This window comes from Citrobacter sp. C5_2 (assembly GCF_014596845.2).
In the GTDB taxonomy this organism is placed as follows: domain Bacteria; phylum Pseudomonadota; class Gammaproteobacteria; order Enterobacterales; family Enterobacteriaceae; genus Citrobacter; species Citrobacter werkmanii.
The window spans coordinates 2,985,649-3,010,373 of sequence record NZ_CP115032.1; the positions used below are offsets into that span (position 1 = coordinate 2,985,649).

26 protein-coding genes and 3 pseudogenes are annotated in these 24,725 nt (G+C 49.7%); 20 read left to right on the forward strand and 9 right to left on the reverse strand.

What is annotated here, in order from left to right; genetic code table 11:
- Position 1: 1 nt before the first annotated feature.
- From ICA20_RS14655 to ICA20_RS14670, 4 genes are all read right to left on the reverse strand, one after another.
- Positions 2–1,258 carry an FAD-dependent oxidoreductase gene (locus ICA20_RS14655; protein ID WP_038639931.1) on the reverse strand — a complete coding sequence of 419 codons (1,257 nt, stop codon included), beginning with the start codon at positions 1,256–1,258 and terminating at the stop codon, positions 2–4.
- On the reverse strand, positions 1,255–1,974 hold the full coding sequence (locus ICA20_RS14660; RefSeq protein ID WP_038639926.1) for an SDR family NAD(P)-dependent oxidoreductase: 720 nt from the start codon (positions 1,972–1,974) through the stop codon (positions 1,255–1,257). The genes ICA20_RS14655 and ICA20_RS14660 overlap by 4 nt, the downstream gene beginning before the upstream one ends.
- Positions 1,971–2,405, reverse strand: coding sequence for a nuclear transport factor 2 family protein (locus ICA20_RS14665; RefSeq protein ID WP_038639921.1), 435 nt, complete (start codon positions 2,403–2,405; stop codon positions 1,971–1,973). The genes ICA20_RS14660 and ICA20_RS14665 overlap by 4 nt, the downstream gene beginning before the upstream one ends.
- Positions 2,406–2,609: 204 nt before the next feature.
- Positions 2,610–3,338: a MerR family transcriptional regulator gene (locus ICA20_RS14670; RefSeq protein ID WP_038639917.1), complete on the reverse strand. Its 729-nt coding sequence runs from the start codon at positions 3,336–3,338 to the stop codon at positions 2,610–2,612.
- A 38-nt stretch (positions 3,339–3,376) separates the two neighbouring features.
- Here ICA20_RS14670 and ICA20_RS14675 point away from each other — a divergent pair.
- Positions 3,377–3,532: pseudogene (locus tag ICA20_RS14675) on the forward strand (integrase); the annotation flags it as partial.
- 113 nt (positions 3,533–3,645) lie between these two features.
- On the opposite strand, the gene icd reads toward ICA20_RS14675, so the two are convergent.
- Positions 3,646–4,896, reverse strand: a complete 1,251-nt coding sequence (gene icd, locus ICA20_RS14680; protein WP_038639915.1) for an NADP-dependent isocitrate dehydrogenase — start codon at positions 4,894–4,896, stop codon at positions 3,646–3,648.
- Positions 4,897–5,097: 201 nt separating this feature from the next.
- Between icd and rluE the strand changes: the two genes are divergently transcribed.
- The 6 genes from rluE (at position 5,098) to ICA20_RS14710 (ending at position 10,543) form a co-directional block, all read left to right on the forward strand.
- Positions 5,098–5,721 (forward strand): 23S rRNA pseudouridine(2457) synthase RluE, encoded by a 624-nt coding sequence (rluE, locus tag ICA20_RS14685; RefSeq protein WP_038639910.1) that lies wholly within the window; start codon positions 5,098–5,100, stop codon positions 5,719–5,721.
- Positions 5,722–5,730: 9 nt separating this feature from the next.
- Positions 5,731–6,192 (forward strand): NUDIX hydrolase, encoded by a 462-nt coding sequence (locus tag ICA20_RS14690; RefSeq protein ID WP_038639907.1) that lies wholly within the window; start codon positions 5,731–5,733, stop codon positions 6,190–6,192.
- Positions 6,193–6,245: 53 nt separating this feature from the next.
- A complete protein-coding gene (gene mnmA, locus ICA20_RS14695) occupies positions 6,246–7,352 on the forward strand; it encodes a tRNA 2-thiouridine(34) synthase MnmA (protein WP_038639903.1) in 1,107 nt (368 codons plus the stop codon).
- Between the two features lie 34 nt (positions 7,353–7,386).
- A complete protein-coding gene (gene hflD, locus ICA20_RS14700; RefSeq protein WP_038643120.1) occupies positions 7,387–8,028 on the forward strand; it encodes a high frequency lysogenization protein HflD in 642 nt (213 codons plus the stop codon).
- A gap of 3 nt (positions 8,029–8,031) precedes the next feature.
- Positions 8,032–9,402: an adenylosuccinate lyase gene (purB, locus tag ICA20_RS14705; RefSeq protein WP_038639900.1), complete on the forward strand. Its 1,371-nt coding sequence runs from the start codon at positions 8,032–8,034 to the stop codon at positions 9,400–9,402.
- A gap of 469 nt (positions 9,403–9,871) precedes the next feature.
- The gene (locus tag ICA20_RS14710) at positions 9,872–10,543 is read left to right on the forward strand and encodes an SOS response-associated peptidase (RefSeq protein ID WP_038639897.1); all 672 of its coding nucleotides are present in this window, start codon (positions 9,872–9,874) and stop codon (positions 10,541–10,543) included.
- On the opposite strand, the gene ICA20_RS14715 is transcribed toward ICA20_RS14710, so the two are convergent.
- Together ICA20_RS14715 and ICA20_RS14720 are read right to left on the reverse strand one after the other, a co-directional pair.
- Complete coding sequence (locus tag ICA20_RS14715; protein ID WP_038639894.1) at positions 10,536–11,804, reverse strand: Y-family DNA polymerase; 1,269 nt, start codon at positions 11,802–11,804, stop codon at positions 10,536–10,538. The two genes, ICA20_RS14710 and ICA20_RS14715, sit on opposite strands and share 8 nt — an antisense overlap.
- A gap of 1 nt (position 11,805) precedes the next feature.
- Entirely contained in the window at positions 11,806–12,225 is a 420-nt protein-coding gene (locus ICA20_RS14720) for a translesion error-prone DNA polymerase V autoproteolytic subunit (protein WP_038639891.1), read from the reverse strand.
- Between the two features lie 77 nt (positions 12,226–12,302).
- On the opposite strand from ICA20_RS14720, the gene ICA20_RS14725 reads away from it, so the two are divergent.
- The 5 genes from ICA20_RS14725 (at position 12,303) to ICA20_RS14745 (ending at position 15,409) form a co-directional block, all read left to right on the forward strand.
- Positions 12,303–12,545 carry a DinI family protein gene (locus ICA20_RS14725; RefSeq protein ID WP_038639888.1) on the forward strand — a complete coding sequence of 81 codons (243 nt, stop codon included), beginning with the start codon at positions 12,303–12,305 and terminating at the stop codon, positions 12,543–12,545.
- A 650-nt stretch (positions 12,546–13,195) separates the two neighbouring features.
- A complete protein-coding gene (locus ICA20_RS14730; protein WP_038639884.1) occupies positions 13,196–13,378 on the forward strand; it encodes a general stress protein in 183 nt (60 codons plus the stop codon).
- A 78-nt stretch (positions 13,379–13,456) separates the two neighbouring features.
- Positions 13,457–13,957 carry a ferritin-like domain-containing protein gene (locus tag ICA20_RS14735; protein WP_038639882.1) on the forward strand — a complete coding sequence of 167 codons (501 nt, stop codon included), beginning with the start codon at positions 13,457–13,459 and terminating at the stop codon, positions 13,955–13,957.
- 36 nt (positions 13,958–13,993) lie between these two features.
- On the forward strand, positions 13,994–14,500 hold the full coding sequence (locus ICA20_RS14740; protein WP_038639879.1) for a ferritin-like domain-containing protein: 507 nt from the start codon (positions 13,994–13,996) through the stop codon (positions 14,498–14,500).
- An 18-nt stretch (positions 14,501–14,518) separates the two neighbouring features.
- Positions 14,519–15,409 carry a manganese catalase family protein gene (locus ICA20_RS14745; protein WP_038639876.1) on the forward strand — a complete coding sequence of 297 codons (891 nt, stop codon included), beginning with the start codon at positions 14,519–14,521 and terminating at the stop codon, positions 15,407–15,409.
- 266 nt (positions 15,410–15,675) lie between these two features.
- Here ICA20_RS14745 and ICA20_RS14750 read toward each other — a convergent pair.
- Positions 15,676–16,119 (reverse strand): annotated as a pseudogene (locus ICA20_RS14750) (host specificity protein J); the annotation flags it as partial.
- Here ICA20_RS14750 and xisR point away from each other — a divergent pair.
- The 5 genes and pseudogenes from xisR to roxA all read left to right on the forward strand — a co-directional run.
- A pseudogene (gene xisR / locus ICA20_RS14755) lies at positions 16,118–16,288 on the forward strand (excisionase family protein); the annotation flags it as partial. The pseudogenes ICA20_RS14750 and xisR overlap by 2 nt on opposite strands.
- On the forward strand, positions 16,285–16,893 hold the full coding sequence (locus ICA20_RS14760) for a DUF3596 domain-containing protein (protein WP_230592233.1): 609 nt from the start codon (positions 16,285–16,287) through the stop codon (positions 16,891–16,893). The pseudogene xisR and the gene ICA20_RS14760, both read left to right, overlap by 4 nt.
- 146 nt (positions 16,894–17,039) lie before the next feature.
- Complete coding sequence (gene phoP / locus ICA20_RS14765; protein WP_038643115.1) at positions 17,040–17,714, forward strand: two-component system response regulator PhoP; 675 nt, start codon at positions 17,040–17,042, stop codon at positions 17,712–17,714.
- Positions 17,711–19,174 carry a two-component system sensor histidine kinase PhoQ gene (phoQ, locus tag ICA20_RS14770; protein ID WP_038639873.1) on the forward strand — a complete coding sequence of 488 codons (1,464 nt, stop codon included), beginning with the start codon at positions 17,711–17,713 and terminating at the stop codon, positions 19,172–19,174. Before phoP ends, phoQ begins: the two co-directional genes overlap by 4 nt.
- A gap of 91 nt (positions 19,175–19,265) precedes the next feature.
- Complete coding sequence (gene roxA / locus ICA20_RS14775; RefSeq protein ID WP_038639870.1) at positions 19,266–20,387, forward strand: [50S ribosomal protein L16]-arginine 3-hydroxylase; 1,122 nt, start codon at positions 19,266–19,268, stop codon at positions 20,385–20,387.
- Between the two features lie 96 nt (positions 20,388–20,483).
- Here the strand turns inward: roxA and pepT are convergent, their stop codons facing one another.
- A complete protein-coding gene (pepT, locus tag ICA20_RS14780) occupies positions 20,484–21,710 on the reverse strand; it encodes a peptidase T (protein ID WP_038639867.1) in 1,227 nt (408 codons plus the stop codon).
- A 250-nt stretch (positions 21,711–21,960) separates the two neighbouring features.
- On the opposite strand from pepT, the gene potA reads away from it, so the two are divergent.
- The 3 genes from potA to potC are packed head-to-tail and all read left to right on the forward strand — an operon-like array spanning position 21,961 to position 24,714.
- On the forward strand, positions 21,961–23,097 hold the full coding sequence (gene potA / locus ICA20_RS14785; RefSeq protein ID WP_038639864.1) for a spermidine/putrescine ABC transporter ATP-binding protein PotA: 1,137 nt from the start codon (positions 21,961–21,963) through the stop codon (positions 23,095–23,097).
- Positions 23,081–23,938 carry a spermidine/putrescine ABC transporter permease PotB gene (gene potB / locus ICA20_RS14790; protein WP_038639863.1) on the forward strand — a complete coding sequence of 286 codons (858 nt, stop codon included), beginning with the start codon at positions 23,081–23,083 and terminating at the stop codon, positions 23,936–23,938. Before potA ends, potB begins: the two co-directional genes overlap by 17 nt.
- Positions 23,935–24,714 carry a spermidine/putrescine ABC transporter permease PotC gene (gene potC / locus ICA20_RS14795; protein ID WP_006684943.1) on the forward strand — a complete coding sequence of 260 codons (780 nt, stop codon included), beginning with the start codon at positions 23,935–23,937 and terminating at the stop codon, positions 24,712–24,714. Before potB ends, potC begins: the two co-directional genes overlap by 4 nt.
- Positions 24,715–24,725 lie beyond the last annotated feature (11 nt).

Consider the following 24,725-nt stretch of genomic DNA (forward strand, 5'->3'; position numbering starts at 1 on the left):
CTTAGCCCCCCTCTCCTGCGGCAATGCCGTGTACTACATCGAGCGCGCTGCGCACGCCATCCTCATGAAAGCCGTTGTACCAATAAGCCCCGCAGAACCAGGTCCGACGCAGGCCGTTGATCTCAGTGCGGCGCGCCTGCGCGCGCCAGCTGTCGGGATTAAACAATGGGTGCTCGTAGACAAAGCGTCGCCAGACGAATCGCTCGTCAATAGGGGTGTCCGGGTTGAGGGTCACGCAGAATAGCGGGCTTCCTTCGGGTAATCCCTGGAGAATATTCATGTTATAGGTGACGCAGGCGCTGGCGCGATCTTGCCCACTCAGGCGGTAATTCCAGCTTGCCCACGCGCGTTCGCGTACCGGTAACCAGCGGCGATCGCTATGCAATACGACCTCGTTACGCTGCCAGCTAATTGCGCCCAGCACGTCGCGTTCTGCGGGGGTGGCATCACCAAGCACGACCAGAGCCTGCGAAGAATGACAAGCGAAGATCACCTGATCAAACGTCTGTACTGATCCTGCCAACTGGATTTTGACGCCGCTGTCGTGACGAATAACCTGCTGAACAGGCGCATTGAGGTGCAATGCCAGACGCTCACCCAGCTTCGCCAGCATAACGCGAATGTACTCGCGCGATCCGCCTGGCACCACGTACCACTGCGGACGATGCCAGATATCCAGCAGGCCGTGGTGTTCAAAGAAGCGTAAGAACAGCGGCAACGGAAAACGGCGCATCTCCTGTAGCGAAGATGACCAGATAGCTGCGCCCATCGGCAGAATATAATGACGCGCAAAGAACGCGCTGAAGTGGTGCTGGTCGAGGAAGGTCTGTAGCGTGGCGTTTGCATCGACATCATTCAATGCCCGTTTCGCCAGACGATTAAAACGGACAATCTCTTTCAGCATTCCCCAAAATGCGGGTTTGAGCAGGTTCTGACGTTGGGCGAACAAGGAAGTCAGCGTATGACCGCTGTACTCCATACCGCTTTGCGTATTATGCACCGAAAAACTCATCTGCGTTTTTTGCCCCTGGATACCGAGTTCACTCAGCAAGCCCATAAAACGCGGATAAGTTCGGTCGTTGTAGACGATAAAGCCGCTATCAATTGCGAAATTCCCCTGTGGAGTCGCTATATCTACCGTCGCAGTATGGCCGCCAGGGGTCGACGCCGCTTCAAAAAGCGTCACCTGATGATGTCCGGCCAGACGCCAGGCGCAGGTTAATCCGGCAATACCACTGCCAATGATAGCAATTTTCATGAACGCACCATCCTGCGCAGCAACGCGCGCTGGAGACTCTCAGGCAACCCGGCCAACAGACGCAGCAACACGCCAAAACCTGTCGGGAAGGCAATACTATTTTTTCCTTTCGCCAGGCCACGGCGAATAGCCTTCACCGCCTGCTCTACACTCACCTGCCCGGGCATAGGAAAATCGTTTTTACGGGTAAGCGGGGTATCAACAAATCCTGGCGAAACGACGGTCACGGCAATACCTTTTGGCTCCCAGTCCAGACGCAAACTATTGGCAAACCAGGTTAGCGCGGCTTTAGACGCACCATAGGCTTCCGCCCGTGGGAACGGCAGCCAGTGCGCCATCGAACTGACCAGCACCACGCGGTTACCGGAAGTTAACTGCGGCTGAAGCGCTGCCAGGCAGTTGATGGGGCCCTGATAATTCGCCGCCATCACCCGTTCAATCTTCCCTGCATCTATCCAGCCGTGGTCGAGATATTCGCAAGTTCCGGCACAGAGAATAACCAGTTCGGGTTTGCAGTCCGCCAACGCCTGGCGACAGGCGTCCCTGTCTGTCATATCGAACAGGCGTACTGTGATGTTGGCGTGGGATTGGCGCAGTTGTTCCAGCCTTTCGGGATTGCGGCCACAGGCAATCACGTGACAGCCGTCATCGGCCCATGATTTTGCAAGCCCGGCGCCAATCCCAGAACTTGCGCCAGTAATGAGGACAGTCATCATGCGCGCACCCTCCTTTTAACGTGGCGAACGGCCCAACCCAACAGCGGTAGATGCTCATAGAGCATCTCACCGGCATCGTAATAATCACGCTGGCGAAAAATCTTCTCGCCATGTGTCTCGACCATTGAACATCCCGGCAAAGATCGTATTTCTCCGCCAGCAATACGCGGATGCGACCAGTACATTGTCCACGTCACGGCAAACCGCCCGGTCTCACACAGTGGAGGGTCAATGGCAAAACGGCAGGCATTCACATTCGCCAGGAGATGCGAGAAATAGCGTTGAATGGCAAACAGCCCGTTATGTTCCCCGAAGGGATCGACAAGTACCGCGTGCACGTCGTACAACCCGGCAAGCGCGGGGACGGGCTGGCGATCCAAACTGGCGTAGTAATCCACAAACCTGTCGATAACGGATGGCGGTGCGCGCATAGCTCTTACCCTTGTGTGAACCACATTACGTAGGCGGTATAACTAAAACTTACACAAATACTTTAATTTGTCCAAGTTTATACATAAAAATAATTATAAATTCATTTAATTCAACAAATTAAAATTTAGTGTTTTTGAGAGAATTTATTCGTAAGCCACTAAGGTAGTGGCCAATCAACACACAAGAAAGGTAATGACAGAGGATTAAAGCGGGATCACTTCGAGGGAGTTGACCTGCTGTTGCCAGAGGTCTATCTGTTTTTTGCGCGCTACGGTGAGTTTACCGGACGTCACCAACAGCCATTTGCGATCGGGGAAAATTTCAGGCGCAAGCATCGCGGGCGGTACAGGAAGCACATCAATGCGATGTCCTTGTCCAGTGCGACCAAGCGCTTCAAGCCAGATCTCGCAGGGGTCGGTAAGATGCCAGCCTGTAATCAGGTAGTTATCGCCCGGCGCACGCTTATCCCCCTCCAGGCAAAACGAGGTGTAAGAAATAATAATACCATCGAGGATTTCACGCAGCGTCATGATAGCCGGCACGTTAGCTGAGACCTGGCTTCGCAGAGGGCGCAGCACCTCGCTCACCAGTTCAGGGCGGGGATATTCGCGGCCAGCATCATAAATAAGCTGGCGCAGAGATTCTATTTTCCCTTCGTTCAGGCGCTGCAGCATACTCTCTTGCAGAGCGAGCCAGTTATTCGTTCGCCGGGCACCAGGGCGGGACAGCAACGGTTTAACCTGGCTTATCGGTACGCCTTTTTTCACCCAATCGAGAATTTTAAGCGCCTGTTGGATATCGTCATCGCTATACAACCGGTGCCCACCCTCCGTACGCTGTGGTTTGAGAAGTCCATAACGACGTTGCCAGGCGCGCAGCGTTGTGGCGGTTATTCCACAAAGCCGCGCAAATTCACCGATGGAATAGGACATACAGAGCACCGAATAACCAAGAATACTTTCAATATACTACGAACCACGAGCAACAATCACTTTCAGAAAGAAGATATAAAGCACAAGGGATTGATATCCAGAAATTATTGGAACATAAATCAAGAGTAATGACAGACAAATATCACAATGACAGGGGTAAGGATTGGATAGTTGTCGAAGTAAAAACAGGGTGAGCACGCCTGTTTTTTGGGGAAACGTTTTGGGGAAACGTTTTGGGGAAACAATGTTGCAGGCATAAAAAACGGGAACCTCTCGGCTCCCGTTTTAACACAACCCAGAATCTGGATTACATGTTTTCGATGATCGCGTCGCCAAACTCTGAACATTTCAGCAGCTTAGCGCCATCCATCAGACGTTCGAAGTCATAGGTTACGGTCTTGGCGTTAATCGCGCCTTCCATACCTTTAACGATCAGGTCAGCCGCTTCAACCCAACCCATGTGGCGCAGCATCATTTCAGCAGACAGAATGATGGAACCTGGGTTCACTTTATCCTGGCCTGCGTACTTCGGCGCAGTACCATGAGTCGCTTCGAACAGCGCACATTCGTCACCGATGTTCGCGCCCGGCGCGATACCAATACCACCCACCTGTGCTGCCAGCGCATCAGAGATGTAGTCGCCGTTCAGGTTCATACACGCAATCACATCATACTCAGCAGGGCGCAGCAGGATTTGTTGCAGGAACGCATCGGCGATAACGTCCTTAACCACGATTTCTTTGCCGGATTTCGGGTTCTTGATTTTCACCCACGGGCCGCCATCGATCAATTCGCCACCGAATTCTTCACGCGCTAACTGGTAACCCCAGTCTTTGAACGCGCCTTCAGTGAACTTCATGATGTTACCTTTATGTACCAGGGTAACAGAATCGCGATCGTTCGCGATGGCGTATTCAATCGCCGCACGAACCAGACGCTTAGTCCCTTCTTCAGAACACGGCTTGATACCAATGCCGCAATGTTCCGGGAAGCGAATTTTCTTCACGCCCATTTCTTCGCGCAGGAATTTAATCACTTTCTCAGCGTCTGCGGAGTCCGCTTTCCACTCGATACCCGCATAGATATCTTCGGAGTTTTCACGGAAGATAACCATGTCGGTCAGTTCAGGATGTTTTACCGGGCTTGGCGTACCCTGGTAATAACGCACCGGGCGCAGGCAGACATACAGGTCAAGTTCCTGACGCAGAGCAACGTTCAGAGAGCGAATACCGCCGCCAACTGGCGTGGTCAGAGGGCCTTTGATGGCAACACGATACTCACGAATCAGATCAAGGGTTTCAGCAGGCAGCCAGACGTCCTGACCATAAACCTGAGTGGATTTCTCGCCGGTGTAGATTTCCATCCAGGAGATTTTACGCTCGCCTTTATAGGCTTTCTTGACAGCAGCATCGACAACTTTGATCATCGGTGGGGTTACATCAACGCCGATACCGTCGCCTTCAATGAACGGGATAATCGGATTTTCAGGAACGTTGAGTTTGCCGTTTTGCAGGGTGATCTTCTTACCTTCCGCCGGAACAACTACTTTGCTTTCCATTCACCTCTCCTTCGAGCGCTTCTGGTTTGCTCGTCTGTCATCGCGCTGCATGTGCATTGGCGTCCTGCTGCACGACTGCGTTAGAGCAATTTTTTGTTAATGATTTGTAATGAGCGTGTCAATACTACCCTATTGTTCGTCGCCATGAAAGACACTCGTTCTTAGGCTATAATGCGGCAATTGATATAATCTGAAAATACCATGCAAAAAACTTCTTTTAGAAATCACCAAGTTAAGCGATTCAGCTCACGACAAGTCACTAAACAGCGTAAAGAAAACCAGCCAAAACGCGTGGTTTTGTTCAATAAACCCTACGATGTTTTGCCACAATTTACTGACGAAGCGGGACGCAAAACGTTAAAAGATTTTATTCCCGTGCAAGGCGTGTATGCTGCGGGTCGTTTGGATCGGGACAGTGAAGGGCTTTTAGTGCTGACCAACGATGGCGCATTACAGGCGCGGTTAACGCAGCCCGGCAAGCGTACGGGGAAAATTTATTATGTTCAGGTTGAGGGAGAACCTACGCCCGAAGCGCTGGAATCCCTGCGCACTGGCGTAACGCTCAACGATGGCCCTACACTGCCCGCAGGAATTCAAATGGTAGAAGAACCTGCCTGGCTGTGGCCAAGAAACCCGCCCATTCGTGAACGGAAGAATATTCCCACCAGTTGGCTAAAAGTCACCTTATATGAAGGCCGCAACCGTCAGGTACGTCGGATGACGGCGCATGTTGGGTTTCCTACGCTGCGCCTCATACGCTATGCCATGGGCGATTACACACTGGAAAATCTCGCTAACGGCGAATGGCGGGATGCAACTGTATAAGGAAGCTGTATGTTCAAACCACACGTCACGGTCGCCTGCATTGTGCATGCAGAAGATAAATTTTTAGTCGTTGAGGAAACCATCAACGGCAAAGCTTTGTGGAATCAACCTGCCGGGCACCTGGAAGCGGACGAAACCCTGGTGCAGGCCGCCGCTCGTGAGCTATGGGAAGAGACAGGCATCAACGCGCAACCGCAGCACTTCATTCGAATGCATCAATGGATTGCGCCGGACAAAACGCCCTTTTTACGTTTTCTGTTTTCTATAGAACTTGCCAATATGTGCGCTACTGAACCTCATGACAGTGATATAGATTGCTGTCGCTGGGTCAGCGCAGAAGAGATTCTTTCAGCGCCAAATCTGCGCTCGCCGCTGGTTGCCGAGAGCATTCTCTGTTACCAGAGTGGAGAGCGCTATCCGCTGGCAACAATCGGCGAATTTAACTGGCCGTTTACAGAGGGTGTCAAGTAAAGGGCTGCGTGCTAGAATATGCCGCCTTGAAGTTCAATGTCGTGAGTATTCCTATGTCTGAAAGCCCAAAAAAAGTGATCGTCGGCATGTCCGGCGGTGTCGATTCTTCCGTATCTGCCTGGTTGTTGCAACAACAGGGTTATCAGGTAGAAGGCCTGTTCATGAAGAACTGGGAAGAGGACGATGGCGAGGAATATTGCACAGCGGCTGCCGACCTCGCGGATGCACAGGCTGTTTGCGACAAACTCGGCATTGAACTGCATACCGTTAACTTTGCTGCAGAATACTGGGACAACGTCTTTGAACTGTTCCTGGAAGAGTACAAAGCGGGTCGTACGCCGAACCCGGATATTCTGTGCAATAAAGAAATCAAATTTAAAGCCTTCCTTGAGTTTGCCGCCGAAGATTTAGGTGCCGATTACATCGCCACCGGTCACTACGTACGCCGCGCGGATGTCGACGGAAAAAGCCGCCTGCTGCGAGGGCTCGATGGCAATAAAGACCAGAGCTATTTCCTCTACACGCTCGGTCATGAACAAATCGCGCAAAGCCTGTTCCCGGTGGGCGAACTGGAAAAACCACAGGTGCGTAAAATTGCCGAAGATCTCGGACTAATTACGGCCAGGAAAAAAGACTCGACGGGTATCTGCTTTATCGGCGAACGTAAGTTCCGCGAGTTTCTTGGTCGCTACCTGCCGGCTCAGCCAGGTAAAATCATCACCGTTGACGGTGAAGAGATTGGCCAGCACCAGGGGCTGATGTACCACACTCTGGGCCAACGTAAAGGTCTGGGCATTGGCGGTACAAAAGAAGGGACGGAAGATCCATGGTATGTGGTGGATAAAGACGTTGAGAACAACATTCTGGTTGTCGCTCAGGGTCACGAACATCCACGTCTGATGTCCGTTGGGCTGGTGGCGCAACAGCTGCATTGGGTCGATCGCGAACCGTTCACCGGCACCATGCGCTGCACGGTGAAAACCCGTTATCGTCAGACCGACATTCCGTGCACCGTTAAAGCGCTGGATGCTGAACGTGTTGAAGTCATTTTCGACGAACCTGTCGCGGCGGTAACGCCAGGTCAGTCGGCTGTCTTTTACAATGGCGAAGTCTGCCTCGGCGGCGGAATTATCGAACAACGCCTGCCTTTGCCGGTCTAATTATTTACACATTTGATACAAGGAAGCAGTGAACGTGGCAAAGAATTATTATGACATCACCCTCGCCCTGGCAGGTATATGCCAGTCGGCACGCCTGGTGCAAGAACTGGCGCACCAGGGGCATTGTGATGCCGATGCGTTACACGTTTCGCTCAACAGTATCATCGACATGAACCCCAGCTCTACGCTTGGGGTTTTTGGCGGGAGTGAAGCTAACCTGCGACTTGGCCTTGAAACGTTGCTCGGCGTGCTCAACGCCAGCAGTCGTCAGGGGCTGAATGCGGAACTCACCCGCTACACGTTAAGCCTGATGGTACTGGAGCGTAAGCTGTCAGCTGCCAAAGGCGCTATGGACACGCTGGGAGACCGTATCAACGGCTTGCAGCGCCAGTTGGACCATTTTAATTTGCAGTCAGAAACGCTGATGAGCGCAATGGCCGGCATTTATGTTGACGTCATCAGCCCACTCGGCCCGCGTATTCAGGTTACGGGTTCTCCTGCCATCCTTCAGAGCCCGCAGGTTCAGGCCAAAGTACGCGCTTCGCTACTGGCTGGCATTCGTGCAGCCGTGCTCTGGCATCAGGTTGGTGGAGGCCGTCTGCAACTCATGTTTTCTCGTAATCGCCTGACGACTCAGGCAAAACAAATTCTTGCTCATTTAACCCCGGAGTTGTGATCTATGGAATTATCCTCACTGACCGCCGTTTCCCCTGTCGATGGACGCTACGGCGATAAAGTCAGCGCGCTGCGCGGGATTTTCAGCGAATACGGTTTGCTGAAATTCCGTGTACAGGTTGAAGTACGCTGGCTGCAAAAACTGGCCGCGCACGCAGCGATCAAGGAAGTTCCTGCTTTTGCTGCCGACGCAATCGGTTTCCTTGATGCGATCGTCGCTAACTTCAATGAAGAAGATGCTGCGCGCATCAAAACCATTGAGCGTACGACCAACCATGATGTGAAGGCAGTTGAGTATTTCCTGAAAGAAAAAGTGGCTGATATCCCGGAACTGCATGCCGTTTCCGAGTTTATTCACTTCGCGTGTACGTCAGAAGACATCAACAACCTGTCTCACGCGCTGATGCTGAAAACCGCTCGCGACGAAGTGGTCCTGCCGTACTGGCGTAAGCTTATCGACGCAGTGAAAGATCTGTCCGTACAGTATCGCGATATCCCTCTGCTCTCCCGTACCCACGGTCAACCCGCCACCCCATCCACGCTGGGCAAAGAAATGGCGAACGTGGCCTACCGTATGGAGCGCCAGTACCGCCAGCTTAACCAGGTCGAAATTCTCGGTAAAATCAACGGCGCCGTCGGTAACTATAACGCCCACATCGCCGCTTATCCGGAAGTAGACTGGCATCAGTTCAGCGAAGAGTTTGTTACGTCGCTGGGCATCCAGTGGAACCCTTACACCACGCAGATTGAACCGCACGACTACATTGCCGAGCTGTTTGATTGCATCGCCCGTTTCAACACTATCCTGATCGACTTTGACCGCGATGTCTGGGGTTACGTGGCGCTGAACCATTTCAAACAGAAAACTATCGCCGGTGAGATCGGTTCCTCCACCATGCCGCACAAGGTTAACCCAATCGATTTCGAAAACTCCGAAGGTAACCTGGGTCTGTCTAACGCGGTTTTGCAACACCTGGCGAGCAAACTGCCGGTTTCCCGCTGGCAGCGCGACCTGACGGACTCTACCGTTCTGCGCAACCTGGGTGTCGGTATTGGCTATGCGCTGATCGCGTATCAGTCCACGCTGAAGGGCGTGAGCAAACTGGAAGTCAATCGCGAGCATCTGCTTGATGAACTGGACCATAACTGGGAAGTGCTGGCCGAACCTATTCAGACCGTAATGCGTCGCTATGGCATTGAAAAACCGTACGAGAAGCTGAAAGAGCTGACGCGCGGTAAGCGCGTTGACGCCGAAGGTATGAAACAGTTTATCGATGGCCTGGCCCTGCCGGAAGACGAGAAAACTCGCCTGAAAGCGATGACACCAGCCAACTATATTGGTCGCGCCATCACCATGGTTGATGAACTGAAGTAATCTGGTTTGTGCCGGACGGCGGTTTCGTCAGTTCCGGCCTCCAGTTGATGTTATATTGAAGCCGGATAAGCGTCAGCGCCTTCCGGCTTTTTCGCCAGTGATAGCCTCCCTTCCCCCGGTTTATTAAATGTTTATCCCCACGGACACATAATCAACGCTAGACTATAAAACTGATTTTGTAAATTCAGTAAATACTGTTAATTATCATAAAATCAATTAGTTAATAAAAAACCGTCTTGGGCAATTGCGGGCAATATCGGTCAATTTATCGCCCCAAATCATGCCCCTGACTGGTTTTTGCCCCCAAATTTGCCCCCAAAAAAGTAAAAATGGGTAGTGGTCTATCGGCCATTTAGCAACTTCGAGAAGCTAAAAAGCCATAATGGAATATTTGTTGTATGGAGGTTCAAATCCTCTCGTGTCAGCCAATAACCTATACTTTCAGTCTGACATATGGCTGGAGGTTTCTATGTGTGGACGCTTTGCACAGTCAATGACGCGTGAAGATTATCTTGCCCTGCTCGCTGATGAATCAGAACGCGATATTCCATACGATCCAGAACCCATCGGAAGATTCAACGTAGCGCCAGGGACAAAGGTTCTGCTTCTGAGCGAACGTGATGAGCAGTTGCATCTTGATCCAGTTATCTGGGGATACGCCCCCGGTTGGTGGGATAAACCGCCGCTGATTAACGCACGGTCTGAAACTGCGGCCACCAGCAGAATGTTTAAACCACTCTGGCAGCATGGCCGAGCAATTTGCTTTGCTGATGGATGGTTTGAGTGGAAAAAAGAAGGCGATAAGAAACAACCTTACTTTATTCACCGGGCAGACGGTCAGCCGATTTTTATGGCGGCGATCGGTAGCACACCATTCGAACGTGGAGATGAAGCAGAAGGTTTTCTGATAGTGACAGCTGCGGCCGACAAAGGGCTGGTAGATATTCACGACAGGCGGCCTCTGGTACTTTCACCAGAAGCCGCTCGCGAATGGATGAGGCAGGACATTGGAGGGAAAGAAGCTGCGGAAATTGCGGCCGACGGTTCCGTGCCTGCTGATAAATTTATATGGCATGCCGTAACACGTGCCGTCGGGAATGTGAACAATCAGGGAGCAGATTTAATTAAGCCTGTTACTTAACCTGAAGCAGGTCCTCATAGCGGGTCGTGTATCGTGGTGACAGCATCTCTCTCTTCATCGCCCATTGTTGCTGGATCCCCTGTCCGGCGAAATAAAGCGCCCCCTTTCCTTCCTTTGCATTCAGATGATCCAGAACTTCCATCAATTTCTCACTACCCCGGCGCGGCGCATTATCATCGAACAGATTCAACTGGGCGATGCCCTGACTGAAGAAGTCCCCCAGCATTACCCCTGCTTTCTGATATCTGTGCCCGTCTTTCCATATTGCATCCAGACTCCTCGTCGCTGCTGCAATGATATCCCGGCTGTCCTGTGTCGGGGTGAGCAGTTTCACCGACGCGCTGTTACCGTAGTACGGTTCGTTCAACGCAAAGGGTGACGTTTTAACAAAAGTAGATATGAAGCGGCAATACTGATGCTCTCCACGTAACTTTTCTGCGGCGCGTGACGCGTAGCTGCAGATGGCCTGTCGCATAGCATCATAATCCGTAATACGTTCCCCGAATGATCTGGAACAGACAATTTCCTGCTTTACGGGGGCAAATTCCTCCAGTTCAAGACAGGGTTCGCCCCGCAGTTCGCGCACCGTTCTATCGAGGACAACATTGAAGTGCTTACGGATAAAATGAATATCAGTATCAGCCAGATCCAGAACCGTTTTAATCCCCATGGCCTCCAGCTTTTTGCTGATACGGCGCCCTACCCCCCAGACCTCATCAACCGGAAGTGCAGCCATCAGTTTGCGCTGGCGATCCTGGTTAGATAAGTCCACCACCCCACCCGTTTGTCTCTGCCATTTTTTGGCGGCATGATTCGCCAGTTTCGCCAGCGTCTTTGTCTGGGCAATACCAACGCCAACCGCCAGACCCGTATTTTGATAAACGGCGTCTTTTAATTCCTGCCCAAACTCCTGCAGAACCCGGCAGTTTCTTACACCTGTCAGGTCACAGAAGGCTTCATCAATTGAATATATTTCGCAGCGGGGAGACATTGCCTCTAGCGTGGACATTACTCTGCAGGACATATCTGCATAAAGCTCGTAATTGCTGCTGAAACAAACCACACCATATCGACGGAATAAGTCCTTCTGCTTGAAATACGGCTCCCCCATTTTCACACCAGCTCTTTTGGCTTCAGTGTTACGGGCGATAACACAGCCATCGTTATTTGACAGAACAACTACCGGCCTGCCTTTCAGATCTGGTCGGAATGCAGTCTCGCAACTGGCATAAAACGAATTAACATCAACCAGGGCAAACATATCAGCTTGCCGCTTTCACGATAAACGTCACCACCCCAAAGATATCCAGCATATCTTCGCTGTTTATCGTAATGGGTGCATAAGAATTGTTTTCAGGAACAAGCATAAGTATTGGATGTAGCTGAAGACGTTTAACCGTGAACTCGCCATCAATGGCAGCGATAACAATATCTCCATGTGCAGGCTTTCTGGAACGGTCGACGACCAGCAAATCGCCATTCCCGATCCCCGCTCCAGTCATAGAATCACCGGATGACTTCACGAAATATGTTGCACATGGGTGCTGAACTAATAGTTCATTGAGATCAATGCGTTGTTCAACGTAATCATGCGCCGGGGAGGGAAAACCGCATGAAACAAGATCACTAAATAAAGGAAGCGCAACTATCTGGCGCAACTCAGCTGGTGAATAAAACTTCATAATAAACTCACTCGCGCTTATACTGTTTATACATACAGTATATGCTGACATTAAACACAGTAAAGAGGAGTTAAAGCATGTTCGTGGAACTCGTTTATGACAAAAGGAATTTTGATGGTCTGCCTGGTGCAAAAGATATCATTCTGGGCGAATTGAGAAAGAGAGTGCACCGGATCTTTCCAGATGCTGATGTCCGGGTTAAACCGATGATGACCCTACCAGCGATCAACACTGATGCCAGCAAGCACGAGAAAGAGCAAATAAGCCGTACCGTGCAGGAAATGTTTGAAGAGGCGGATATGTGGCTGGTTTCAGATTAAACGCCTTCAACCGTCATATTGCTTAAGTTCAATCCGCCGTGACTGGCCAACATTCAATACTCGCACTATCGAATGTGAACCAGCCAACCGCAGTACGCCCTTACACACTACGTGCTGCGGTTCTACCTTCCACTCTCAAATCTTATGGTTAAGTACAATAATGATGCTTTGGACTGTATGAGTGATTTCGTAAATAGCTCTTAAGACGAAGTTTTCAGACCAACTCCTCTCAGTATTTAGCCAAGGCGAATTCTCTATGAGGAAGAATCTTGAAAAAAGTGAATTACCACTACCTTATTATGGGATTTTTTTACATAATATTCGTTATTGAATTCCTCAATAAAACAGCATAATACATGACTTATCAGAATAATCTTATTTATAAAACACCACAACTCCTCTCATCAAATAATATAGAAATGTAAATTTAGGTTTATTAATCTTTTGAATTACAACCATGATTTTTCTGTTAACCACTTAAAATCAATAGATTATAAGCACTGACGCATAACTTTTACAATTATTATTTTCCACATTAAAAAATACGTAAATCAGTCTCATATTTGACACTTTCTTATTTACTACTAGAGTTAACGGGGTGCTGATAAGGCACATGTTATTTACAAATTGAAAATCAGAGGAGAAATGATATGACCCAACATCGTGGCGGTGCAGGTAATTTCGCCGAAGATCGACAAAAAGCTTCTGAAGCAGGTCGTAAAGGCGGCCAGAATAGTGGTGGTAATTTTAAAAACGATCCCCAAAGGGCATCAGAAGCAGGGAAAAAAGGTGGTCAGAATAGCCATGGCGGCGGTCGTAAATCTGACTCTTAATTTCTCGCCCCCTAAATTCGTGAATAACTGAAGCTAACTGCGAGCCTACGGGCTCGCAGTGAAAATTCTGGAGTGATTATGCAAATTAAATCTGTTGAAGATATCTTCATCCACTTGTTATCAGATACATATAGTGCAGAGAAACAACTAACCAAGGCACTATCTAAACTTAGTCGCTCTGCATATAGTGATAAATTAATCGCTGCTTTTCAGTCACATCTTGATGAGACACATGGTCAAATTGAACGCATCGACCAGGTTGTTGATTCTGAAGATGGAATTAAATTGAAAAGAATTAAGTGCGTCGCAATGGAAGGCCTTATCGAAGAGGCGAATGAGGTAATTGAAAGCACTGATAAAAATGAAATACGTGATGCAGCGTTGATTGCCGCAGCACAAAAAGTAGAACACTATGAAATTGCCAGCTATGGCACCCTGGTAACACTCGCTGAGCAATTAGGATATAAAAAAGCAGCGAAACTCCTAAAAGAAAGTCTAGAAGAGGAAAAAGCTACTGACGTCAAATTAACAGATCTGGCATTTAATAATGTTAATAAAAAAGCTCAGGATAATTCCTGAACTATAGACCTCAATTTCTTTTAGGAGAAACAGATTATGAATAGAATTGAACATTATCATGACTGGCTTCGTGACGCACACGCAATGGAAAAACAAGCTGAAACAATGCTTGAGTCTATGGCCAGCCGGATAGAAAACTATCCTGAGTTACGTTCCAGAATTGAGCAACATATTAACGAAACCAAGAACCAGCTTTCACAGCTTGAAAGCATACTTGATCGTAATAATATTTCGCGCTCTGTCATTAAAGACTCTATGAGTAAAATGGCCGCATTTGGGCAATCCATTGGTGGAATTTTTCCATCAGACGAAATTGTCAAAGGGTCGATCAGTGGTTATGTTTTCGAACAATTTGAAATTGCGTGCTACACATCTCTTCTCGCAGCAGCCAAAAATGCCGGTGACACAGCTTCAGTACCGATTATTGAAGCAATTCTTAGTGAAGAAAAACAAATGGCTGAATGGCTTCTTAACCATATTCCTGACACCACTGAACAGTTTATGGTCAGATCTGAAATTGATGGAGTTGAAGCAAAAAAATAATTCTTGAGAGGAGGCATTATGTTTAGACACGTGAAAAAACTTCAATATACAGTACGTGTAAGTGAGCCAAATCCAGGCTTAGCTAATCTACTCTTAGAACAATTCGGCGGGCCACAGGGTGAGCTTGCAGCTGCATGCCGATACTTCACTCAAGGTTTAAGTGATGAAGATGCTGGCCGAAGGGATATGCTGATGGACATAGCAACAGAAGAACTAAGCCATCTCGAAATTATTGGTTCTCTTGTTGGCATGCTCAACAAAGGTGCAAAAGGAGCACTCGCTGAAGGGGCTGAGAGTGAAGCTGAACTTTATCGTTCGTTAACTCAAAATGGCAATGACAGCCATATAACTTCTCTCCTCTACGGAGGAGGCCCAGCATTAACTAATTCAGCTGGAGTCCCCTGGACCGCAGCTTATGTTGATACTATTGGTGAAGTCACAGCCGATCTTCGTTCAAATATAGCAGCTGAAGCTCGAGCAAAGATCATTTACGAGCGTCTCATTAATGTTACTGATGATCCTGGCGTAAAAGATGCTCTGGCATTTTTAATGACCAGAGAAGCAGCACATATGCTTTCTTTTGAAAAGGCATTACATTCAATTCGTAACACCTTTCCACCAGGAAAATTACCACCAATTGAGAAATACAAAAACGTATATTACAACATGTCAGAAGGTGAAGACGTGAGAGGTAGTTGGAATAGTGATGAAAACTTTGACTATGTTTCCGATCCATTTCCGGCTGTTGACGGTGGTGATGGTAATGCCTCGATAAACCTTACAGCCAAGCAAGACGCAATGATAAAAGCAATGGCTACAAGGCTTAAATCTGATCAGGATATAAATCCTGTCACTGGCGTGGAACTGGCTGAAGGTGAACCTCAATCTAAGAAACAGTGTAAAAGTTAATTGACATAGTTTTTACATTAAGTTAAAGAATATTAATTACTTAGTATTGAGATGAATGGAGCCCGCGAAATTATTTGCGGGCTTTATAAAAACTAATAGGGAACTTCTTATACAAAGTCGACTGAGTTGCGCCGCCTCGATTTGTCCTCCGCGCCAGATGTTAACTGGTCTGAATATTCGGGGGCGTAGGCCATTTAGGTTTTGAGATGTCTACCCGATTAAGCAAGACACCGTGTGTGTGCTCCTGTGCTATTAGTCGTTTATGTGCCGTAGTATATCTCTCTGCCGTTGTTCTTCACTACAAGCCCACAGTCTGTCCATATCTCGTTGCTTGTCTCTGATTTTCCTTTTCCTCCTGCAAAGGTGATGGACGAAATGATTATTTGCCTGTCGAAACGCTGATCATCCTGTTTCTGAACCGTAAGGGTTCCATTCGGGTGAGTAGCACTTCCGGGGAAAGCCCGCCCCACAGCTTTAACAATATCGCCGACAATATTCTCTGCCCGCAGCATGCCGTTGATGGTGCAGTTTTCCGCTATCGTCACATTATTGAGGGTGCCGGAATTCGCGCTGATATGTCCGCTTATATCCGCATTACGGGCAGTCAGCCTGCCGTCAGGTGTCAGCTTAAAGGTCGGCGCGTTCCCGCCGCTGGTGATGCTCGGGGCCGTCATATATTTGAGGGACACCTCGTTCATAAAAATCTGATTAACAGAAAAGACCGGCTTGTCGGAAAGACAAATTAAAAGTTATCGGTTGAATTTGTGGATCGAAGGCGTGCATTTCAAACATCTGACAGCTCTCGGGGAAACTGACAATTCGAAAGTACTGCTTTGGTACAACTATCCAAAGATTAACCAATTAGTACAGGATGCATGATGGACTTTCCAACCAGCGTGGAGCTGCATAATGGAAAAATACGGATCACATTTACCTATCGCGGCAAACCTTGCCGCGAAGTCCTTCGCGGCTGGACGGTTAACAGCAGCAACATCAAAAAAGCTGGAAATCTTCGCGCGCTCATAACAAGTGAAATACAGCTCGGTAAGTTCGACTATGCGGAACGTTTCCCGGAATCCAAAGCGCTTAAGAAGTTCATCACAACCAAAAAAATCACCACGTTTAAAGAACTAAGTGATTTTTTTACAGACACCAAAGCCTTAGAGGTATCTGGTGCAACACTGCTATCGCTTACTTCGGTCGTAAATACGTTACTACGTGTAATCAGAGAAAATACCCGTCTGGTAGATACTGAGCATGCCGATATTTTGCATTACCGAAAAGAGTTATTGGCCGGGACAATTATTAACCCGGCAATGCCGAATCTTGCCGGGCAAGGCCGAGTGTCCTCAACAGTCAATAAACAGATGGCAGTTTTATCAGAAATGCTTAAGCCCGCAAACCGAAGCCAGTTTATATTTCATGCTCCTCATGAAGAAGTGTCGCGACTCCAGCTATCTAAAAACTATCCCGACCCACTTTGACTTCATGAGTACCAGGCACTAATAGCCCCCAGGACGCCCCCACGGGCAGGGGAGCATGAGAAAAGTTATTTAATTTCATAGCGCTGCTTTCAATCCACATAATCAGCGTTAAACTATTCATACCGTTCAGATAGGGAGTAACGATGATGCGCGTACTGGTTGTCGAGGATAATGCTTTATTACGCCACCACCTCAAGGTTCAGTTACAGGATTTAGGGCATCAGGTGGATGATGCAGAAGATGCTAAGGAAGCAGACTATTACCTTAATGAACATCTGCCGGATATCGCGATCGTTGATTTAGGGCTCCCTGATGAAGATGGCTTGTCGTTGATCCGCCGTTGGCGCAGCAACGATGTTTCGCTCCCGATTCTGGTATTAACCGCCCGTGAAGGCTGGCAGGACAAGGTGGAAGTGCTCAGCGCCGGCGCCGACGATTACGTCACAAAACCATTTCACATTGAAGAAGTGGCTGCGCGCATGCAGGCGTTGATGCGTCGCAACAGCGGTCTGGCATCGCAGATTATCTCCCTTCCACCTTTTCAGGTGGACCTCTCTCGCCGCGAGTTATCTGTCAATGATGAGGTTATCAAGCTCACGGCGTTCGAATACACCATAATGGAAACACTCATCCGCAATAACGGCAAAGTGGTCAGTAAAGATTCGCTCATGCTGCAGCTTTATCCGGATGCCGAGCTGCGTGAAAGTCATACTATTGATGTTCTGATGGGACGTCTGCGCAAAAAAATACAGGCGCAATATCCTGACGACGTCATCACCACCGTGCGTGGCCAGGGATATCTTTTTGAATTGCGCCAATGAATAAACTATTGCGTCATTTTTTCCCGTTATCGCTACGGCTACGTTTTTTACTGGCAACCGCTGGCGTGGTATTGGTGCTCTCACTGGCCTACGGCATCGTTGCCCTGGTGGGTTATAGCGTCAGCTTTGATAAGACCACGTTTCGCCTGTTGCGCGGCGAAAGCAATCTGTTCTATACCCTGGCGAAATGGGATAACGGTAAAATTAATGTCGAGTTGCCCGAAAATCTCGACATGCAAAGTCCCACAATGTCGCTGATTTATGATGAAAACGGCAAGTTACTGTGGGCGCAGCGCAACGTCCCGTGGCTGACCCAGAGTATTCAACCTGACTGGCTTAAAACGAACGGTTTTCATGAAATTGAGGCCAATGTCGACGCCACCAGCACGTTGCTGGGTGCAGATCACTCCGCGCAGCAGCAGTTAAAAGAAGTCAGAGAAGACGACGACGACGCTGAAATGACCCACTCGGTAGCGGTAAATGTCTACCCAGCCACCGCCAGAATGCCCCAACTGACCATTGTGGTTGTCGATACCATTCCTATTGAGTTAAAGCGCTCGTATATGGTCTGGAGCTGGTTTATTTATGTGCTGGTCGCTAATCTGTTGTTGGTCATCCCACTGTTATGGGTGGCCGCCTGGTGGAGCCTGCGGCCTATTGAATCGCTGGCGCGTGAAGTTCGTGAGCTTGAAGAACATCATCGTGAGATGCTGAATCCCGCCACCACGCGTGAACTGACCAGTCTGGTCCGCAACCTCAACCGGCTGTTGAAAAGCGAACGTGAGCGCTACGGCAAATACCGCACCACGTTAACCGATCTCACGCATAGCCTGAAGACACCGCTGGCCGTATTGCAAAGTACGATGCGCTCGATGCGTAACGAAAAAATGAACGTAAGCGACGCGGAGCCCATCATGCTCGAGCAAATCAGTCGTATTTCCCAGCAGATAGGCTATTACCTGCATCGCGCCAGCATGCGTGGCAGCAGCGCCCTGCTCAGCCGGGAACTGCATCCGGTCGCGCCGTTGCTGGATAAACTTACTTCGGCGCTGAATAAGGTGTATCAGCGTAAAGGCGTTAACATTAATCTCGACATCTCACCTGAAATCAGCTTTGTAGGCGAGCAGAACGATTTTGTCGAAGTGATGGGTAACGTGCTGGATAACGCCTGTAAATATTGTCTGGAGTTCGTCGAGATTTCAGCGCGACTATCAGAGGATCAACTGCATATTCTGGTTGAAGATGATGGCCCCGGCATTCCGCATAGCAAACGGGAAGTGGTGTTTGACCGCGGACAACGTGTCGATACGCTACGACCAGGACAAGGTGTCGGGTTGGCGGTAGCGCGTGAAATCACCGAACAGTATGACGGGCAGATTATTGCAGGTGACAGCCTGTTGGGCGGCGCGCGCATGGAAGTTATTTTTGGTCGCCAGCAGCCGGGGCAGAAAGACGAGTAATCGTCGCATGTAATAAATATGTACTGACTTCACGCTTGAGGTTAAGTATCCGTTATAATCGGTTGCAGATACCAGCCTGCGGATGCTCATTATGGAATACCAACTCACACTTAACTGGCCCGATTTTCTGGAACGCCACTGGCAAAAACGCCCGGTGGTCTTAAAACGCGGGTTTAACAACTTTATTGATCCACTCTCTCCTGACGAACTGGCTGGACTGGCGATGGAAAGCGAAGTCGACAGCCGACTCGTCAGCCACCAGGACGGTAAATGGCAGGTTAGCCACGGTCCGTTCGAAAGCTATGACCATCTTGGCGAAAACAACTGGTCGCTGCTGGTGCAGGCGGTCAATCACTGGCATGAGCCAACCGCGGCGCTGATGCGTCCGTTTCGCGAGCTGCCGGACTGGCGTATTGACGATCTGATGATCTCCTTCTCCGTACCCGGCGGCGGCGTTGGCCCGCATCTGGATCAGTACGATGTGTTTATTATTCAGGGAACCGGACGCCGCCGCTGGCGTGTGGGCGAAAAACTACAGTTGAAGCAGCACTGTCCTCACCCGGATCTGCTGCAGGTCGACCCGTTTGAAGCCATCATTGATGAAGAGCTGGAACCCGGCGATATTCTGTATATTCCGCCAGGGTTCCCACACGAAGGCTACGCGCTGGAAAACGCCATGAACTATTCGGTGGGCTTCCGTGCGCCAAACACTCGCGAACTGATTAGCGGATTTGCCGATTACGTTTTGCAGCGTGAACTGGGCAGCACGTATTACAGCGATCCGGATCTTCCGCCCCGCGATCATCCGGCTGACGTTCTGCCGCAGGAGATGGACAAGCTGCGCGAAATGATGCTGGGGCTGATTAATCAACCTGAACATTTCCAACAATGGTTTGGTGAGTTTATTTCTCAGTCTCGTCATGAACTGGATATTGCCCCGCCAGAGCCACCGTATCAGCCTGACGAAATCTACGATGCCCTGAAGCAAGGGGATGTATTAGTGCGTCTGGGTGGATTGCGTGTATTGCGCATCGGCGACGATATCTACGCCAATGGTGAGAAAATTGACTCGCCGCATCGTCCTGCCCTTGAAGCCCTTGCCAGTCATATCGTACTGACGGCCGAGAATTTTGAGGATGCACTGGAAGATCCATCCTTCCTTGCCATGCTGGCCGCACTGGTTAACAGCGGGTATTGGTTCTTCGAAGGGTAAATCATTGTGACTGCGCCGGATGGCGCTTCGCTTATCCGGCCTACGGGATGAGATATTTGTAGGCCGGATAAGCGAAGCGCCATCCGGCATCTACATTTATTTTTGTTTCGCCGCCAGCTCCGCAATACGTACAATGACCTGCACCGCTTTTTCCATCCCTTCCAGAGTCACAAATTCATGTTTGCCATGATAGTTGTAGCCGCCGGTGAACAGATTCGGACACGGTAACCCCATAAACGACAGCTGCGCGCCGTCGGTTCCGCCACGAATAGGCTTCAGCACAGGTTCAATATCGCAATCGCGCATCGCCTTCTGGGCAATATCCAGCACGTGCGGATGCTCAATCACTTTTTCGCGCATATTGTAATAGCTGTCTTCGATCACCAGTTCGATATAGCAGTCCGGGTGTAACCCTTTGCCAACCTTCTTGGCGATATCCATGATCTTGCGTTTACGCGCTTCAAACTGCTTGCGGTCAAAATCACGGATGATGTAGTGCATATCCGCCCGATCAACCGTCCCTTTCATGCTCGCCAGGTGATAAAAGCCTTCATAGCCTTCCGTCGTTTCCGGGCTTTCATCGGCCGGAACCTCCGCGTGAATACGCGCAGCCAGCGACAGCGCATTCACCATCACCCCTTTTGCGGTGCCCGGATGCACATTGTTGCCCACGATCTTGATATTAACCGACGCGGCGTTGAAGTTTTCAAACTCCAGCTCCCCCACGCCACCGCCGTCAACGGTATAGGCCCACTGCGCATCGAATGCCGCAACGTCGAAATGCTTCGCCCCTTTGCCAACCTCTTCGTCCGGCGTAAAAGCCACGCGGATATCACCATGCGGAATATCTTTTTGGATCAGCACAGCCAGCGCGGTCATGATTTCTGCGATACCCGCTTTATCATCGGCGCCCAGCAATGTTTTGCCGTCTGTAGTGATTAGCGTCTGGCCCAAAAGCTGATGCAGTACCGGGAACATCACCGGCGACAGAACTTCATCGCCAATACCTAACGCGATATCGCCCCCGCGGTAGTTTTCAACAATTTGTGGATTAACGTTTTTACCACTGCAATCCGGTGAGGTATCCACATGGGAAATAAAACCGATAGCGGGAATATTGCCAGCAACGTTAGCAGGCAACGTTGCCATCAGCGTCCCCTTTTCGCTGAGTGAAATATTGACCAGCCCCATCTCTTCGAGCTGTTGTTTGAGCAGTTGTAATAACTTCCACTGTCCTTCGGTGCTGGGTACTTGCCGCACGCCCGATTTTGATTGGGTGTCCAGCGACACGTAGTGTAAAAAACGCTCAAGTAGTTTATCCATGCAGTCACCCTCACTTTTTGTGACAACATTATCAATAAGCAACAAAAGACAAATATTGCGTCAGGTCACTTTTATCCCCGCAAGTAAGAATATTTCGCCATGACATCCACTCTGACTATAGGGCTAAGTCAGTAATTCGCAACAAGGATTGGCGATTACCATGGTTTGCCGTAGAATAACGGCCCTCATTAAGAGTCATCAAGGTGGTTAACCACAAACCCCGCATCGGTCAGCCATCCGGTGCGTTTACATGGGACAGAGTAAAAAATTGAATAAACAACCGCGTTCGCTTTCTCCACTGGTGCAATTAGCGGGAATTCGCAAAAGTTTCGATGGTAAAGAGGTGATTTCCAGCCTGGATTTGACCATCAAAAACGGCGAGTTTCTCACGCTGCTCGGCCCCTCTGGCTGCGGTAAAACAACCGTTCTTCGCCTGATTGCCGGTCTGGAAACGGTTGATTCCGGTCATATCATATTGGACAACCAGGACATCACTCACGTTCCGGCGGAAAATCGCTACGTGAACACCGTCTTCCAAAGCTATGCGTTATTTCCCCACATGACCGTGTTTGAAAATGTGGCCTTCGGTTTACGCATGCAGAAAACACCCGCTGCTGATATCCCTCCTCGTGTTACCGAAGCCCTGCGCATGGTACAACTGGAAGAATTCGCCCAACGAAAGCCGCATCAACTTTCTGGTGGACAGCAACAGCGCGTGGCGATTGCCCGTGCAGTGGTCAACAAACCTCGTTTGCTCCTGTTAGATGAATCCCTCTCTGCGCTGGATTACAAACTGCGCAAACAGATGCAGAACGAACTGAAAGCGCTGCAACGTAAGCTTGGTATCACTTTTGTTTTTGTCACGCACGACCAGGAAGAAGCGCTGACCATGTCAGACCGTATCGTGGTGATGCGCGATGGCAAGATTGAGCAAGACGGTACGCCGCGCGAAATCTACGAAGAGCCGAAAAATCTGTTTGTCGCCGGGTTTATCGGCGAAATCAATATGTTTAACGCGACGGTCATTGAGCGTCTGGACGATCAGCGCGTTCGTGCTAATGTGGAAGGTCGCGAGTGCAACATTTACGTCAACTTCGCGGTGGTGCCTGGGCAAAAACTGCACGTATTATTGCGCCCGGAAGATCTGCGCGTTGATGAGATCAACGACGATAATCATATTGAAGGTCTTATCGGCTACGTGCGTGAACGCAACTACAAAGGCATGACGCTGGAGTCGGTTGTGGAACTGGAAAATGGCAAGATGGTGATGGTCAGTGAATTCTTCAATGAAGACGATCCTGACTTCGACCACTCGCTCGACCAGAAAATGGCGATTAACTGGGTAGAAAGCTGGGAGGTCGTACTGGCTGATGAAGAACACAAGTAAATTCCAGAGTGTGGTGATCGTCACCATTGTCGGTTGGCTTGTGTTATTTGTCTTTCTGCCCAACCTGATGATCATCGGCACCAGCTTTTTGACCCGTGACGACGCTAATTTCGTCAAAATGGTCTTTACGCTGGAAAACTATACTCGCCTGCTGGATCCGCTCTATTTTGAGGTACTGGTTCACTCCCTCAATATGGCGTTGATTGCCACGCTCGCCTGTCTGGTACTCGGCTATCCGTTTGCCTGGTTTTTGGTAAAGCTGCCGGAAAAAGTGCGCCCGCTGCTGCTGTTCCTGTTGATTGTTCCGTTCTGGACCAACTCGCTTATTCGCATCTACGGACTCAAAATTTTCCTCAGTACCAAAGGCTATCTCAACGAGTTTCTGTTGTGGCTCGGCATTATTGATACCCCCATTCGCATCATGTTTACCCCCAGCGCGGTGATTATCGGCCTGGTGTACATCCTGCTACCGTTTATGGTGATGCCGCTCTACTCCAGCATTGAGAAGCTCGATAAACCGCTGCTGGAAGCCGCACGCGATTTAGGCGCCAGCAAACTTCAGACCTTTACCCGCATCATTATTCCGCTGACGATGCCGGGAATTATCGCCGGATGTCTGCTGGTTATGCTGCCGGCAATGGGGCTGTTTTACGTTTCCGATTTAATGGGCGGGGCGAAAAACCTGTTGATTGGTAACGTGATTAAAGTGCAGTTCCTGAACATTCGCGACTGGCCGTTTGGCGCAGCCACCAGCATAACGCTGACTATCGTGATGGGGCTGATGCTGCTGGTCTACTGGCGCGCCTCCCGCTTGCTGAACAAGAAGGTAGAACTCGAATGATCGGTCGACTGCTTCGTGGCGGTTTTATGACCGCTATCTACGCGTATCTGTACATTCCAATCATTATTTTGATTGTGAACTCCTTTAACAGCTCGCGCTTTGGCATCAACTGGCAAGGTTTTACTACCAAGTGGTACGGTCTGCTGGTGAACAACGACAGCCTGCTGCAGGCGGCGCAACACTCCCTGACGATGGCAGTGCTCTCCGCAACGTTTGCCACGCTGATCGGTTCACTCACCGCGGTCGCGCTTTATCGCTACCGTTTTCGCGGGAAACCCTTTGTCAGCGGCATGCTGTTTGTGGTGATGATGTCGCCCGATATCGTAATGGCGATTTCACTGCTGGTGTTGTTTATGCTGATTGGCATTCAGCTCGGCTTCTGGTCGCTGCTGTTTTCGCATATCACCTTCTGTCTGCCTTTTGTGGTGGTGACGGTCTATTCACGCCTGAAAGGCTTTGATGTGCGAATGCTGGAAGCGGCAAAAGATTTGGGCGCCAGTGAAGTGACTATCCTGCGCAAGATCATTCTGCCGCTGGCAATGCCTGCGGTGGCCGCAGGCTGGTTGCTAAGCTTTACGCTGTCGATGGATGACGTCGTTGTTTCATCCTTCGTCACCGGGCCGGGTTATGAAATTTTGCCCTTAAAAATCTACTCAATGGTAAAAGTCGGCGTATCACCCGAGGTGAACGCACTGGCGACCATTTTGTTGGTTCTGTCGCTGGTTATGGTGATCGCCAGCCAGCTTATTGCACGTGATAAAACCAAGGGCCGCTAAGGCCCTTAATT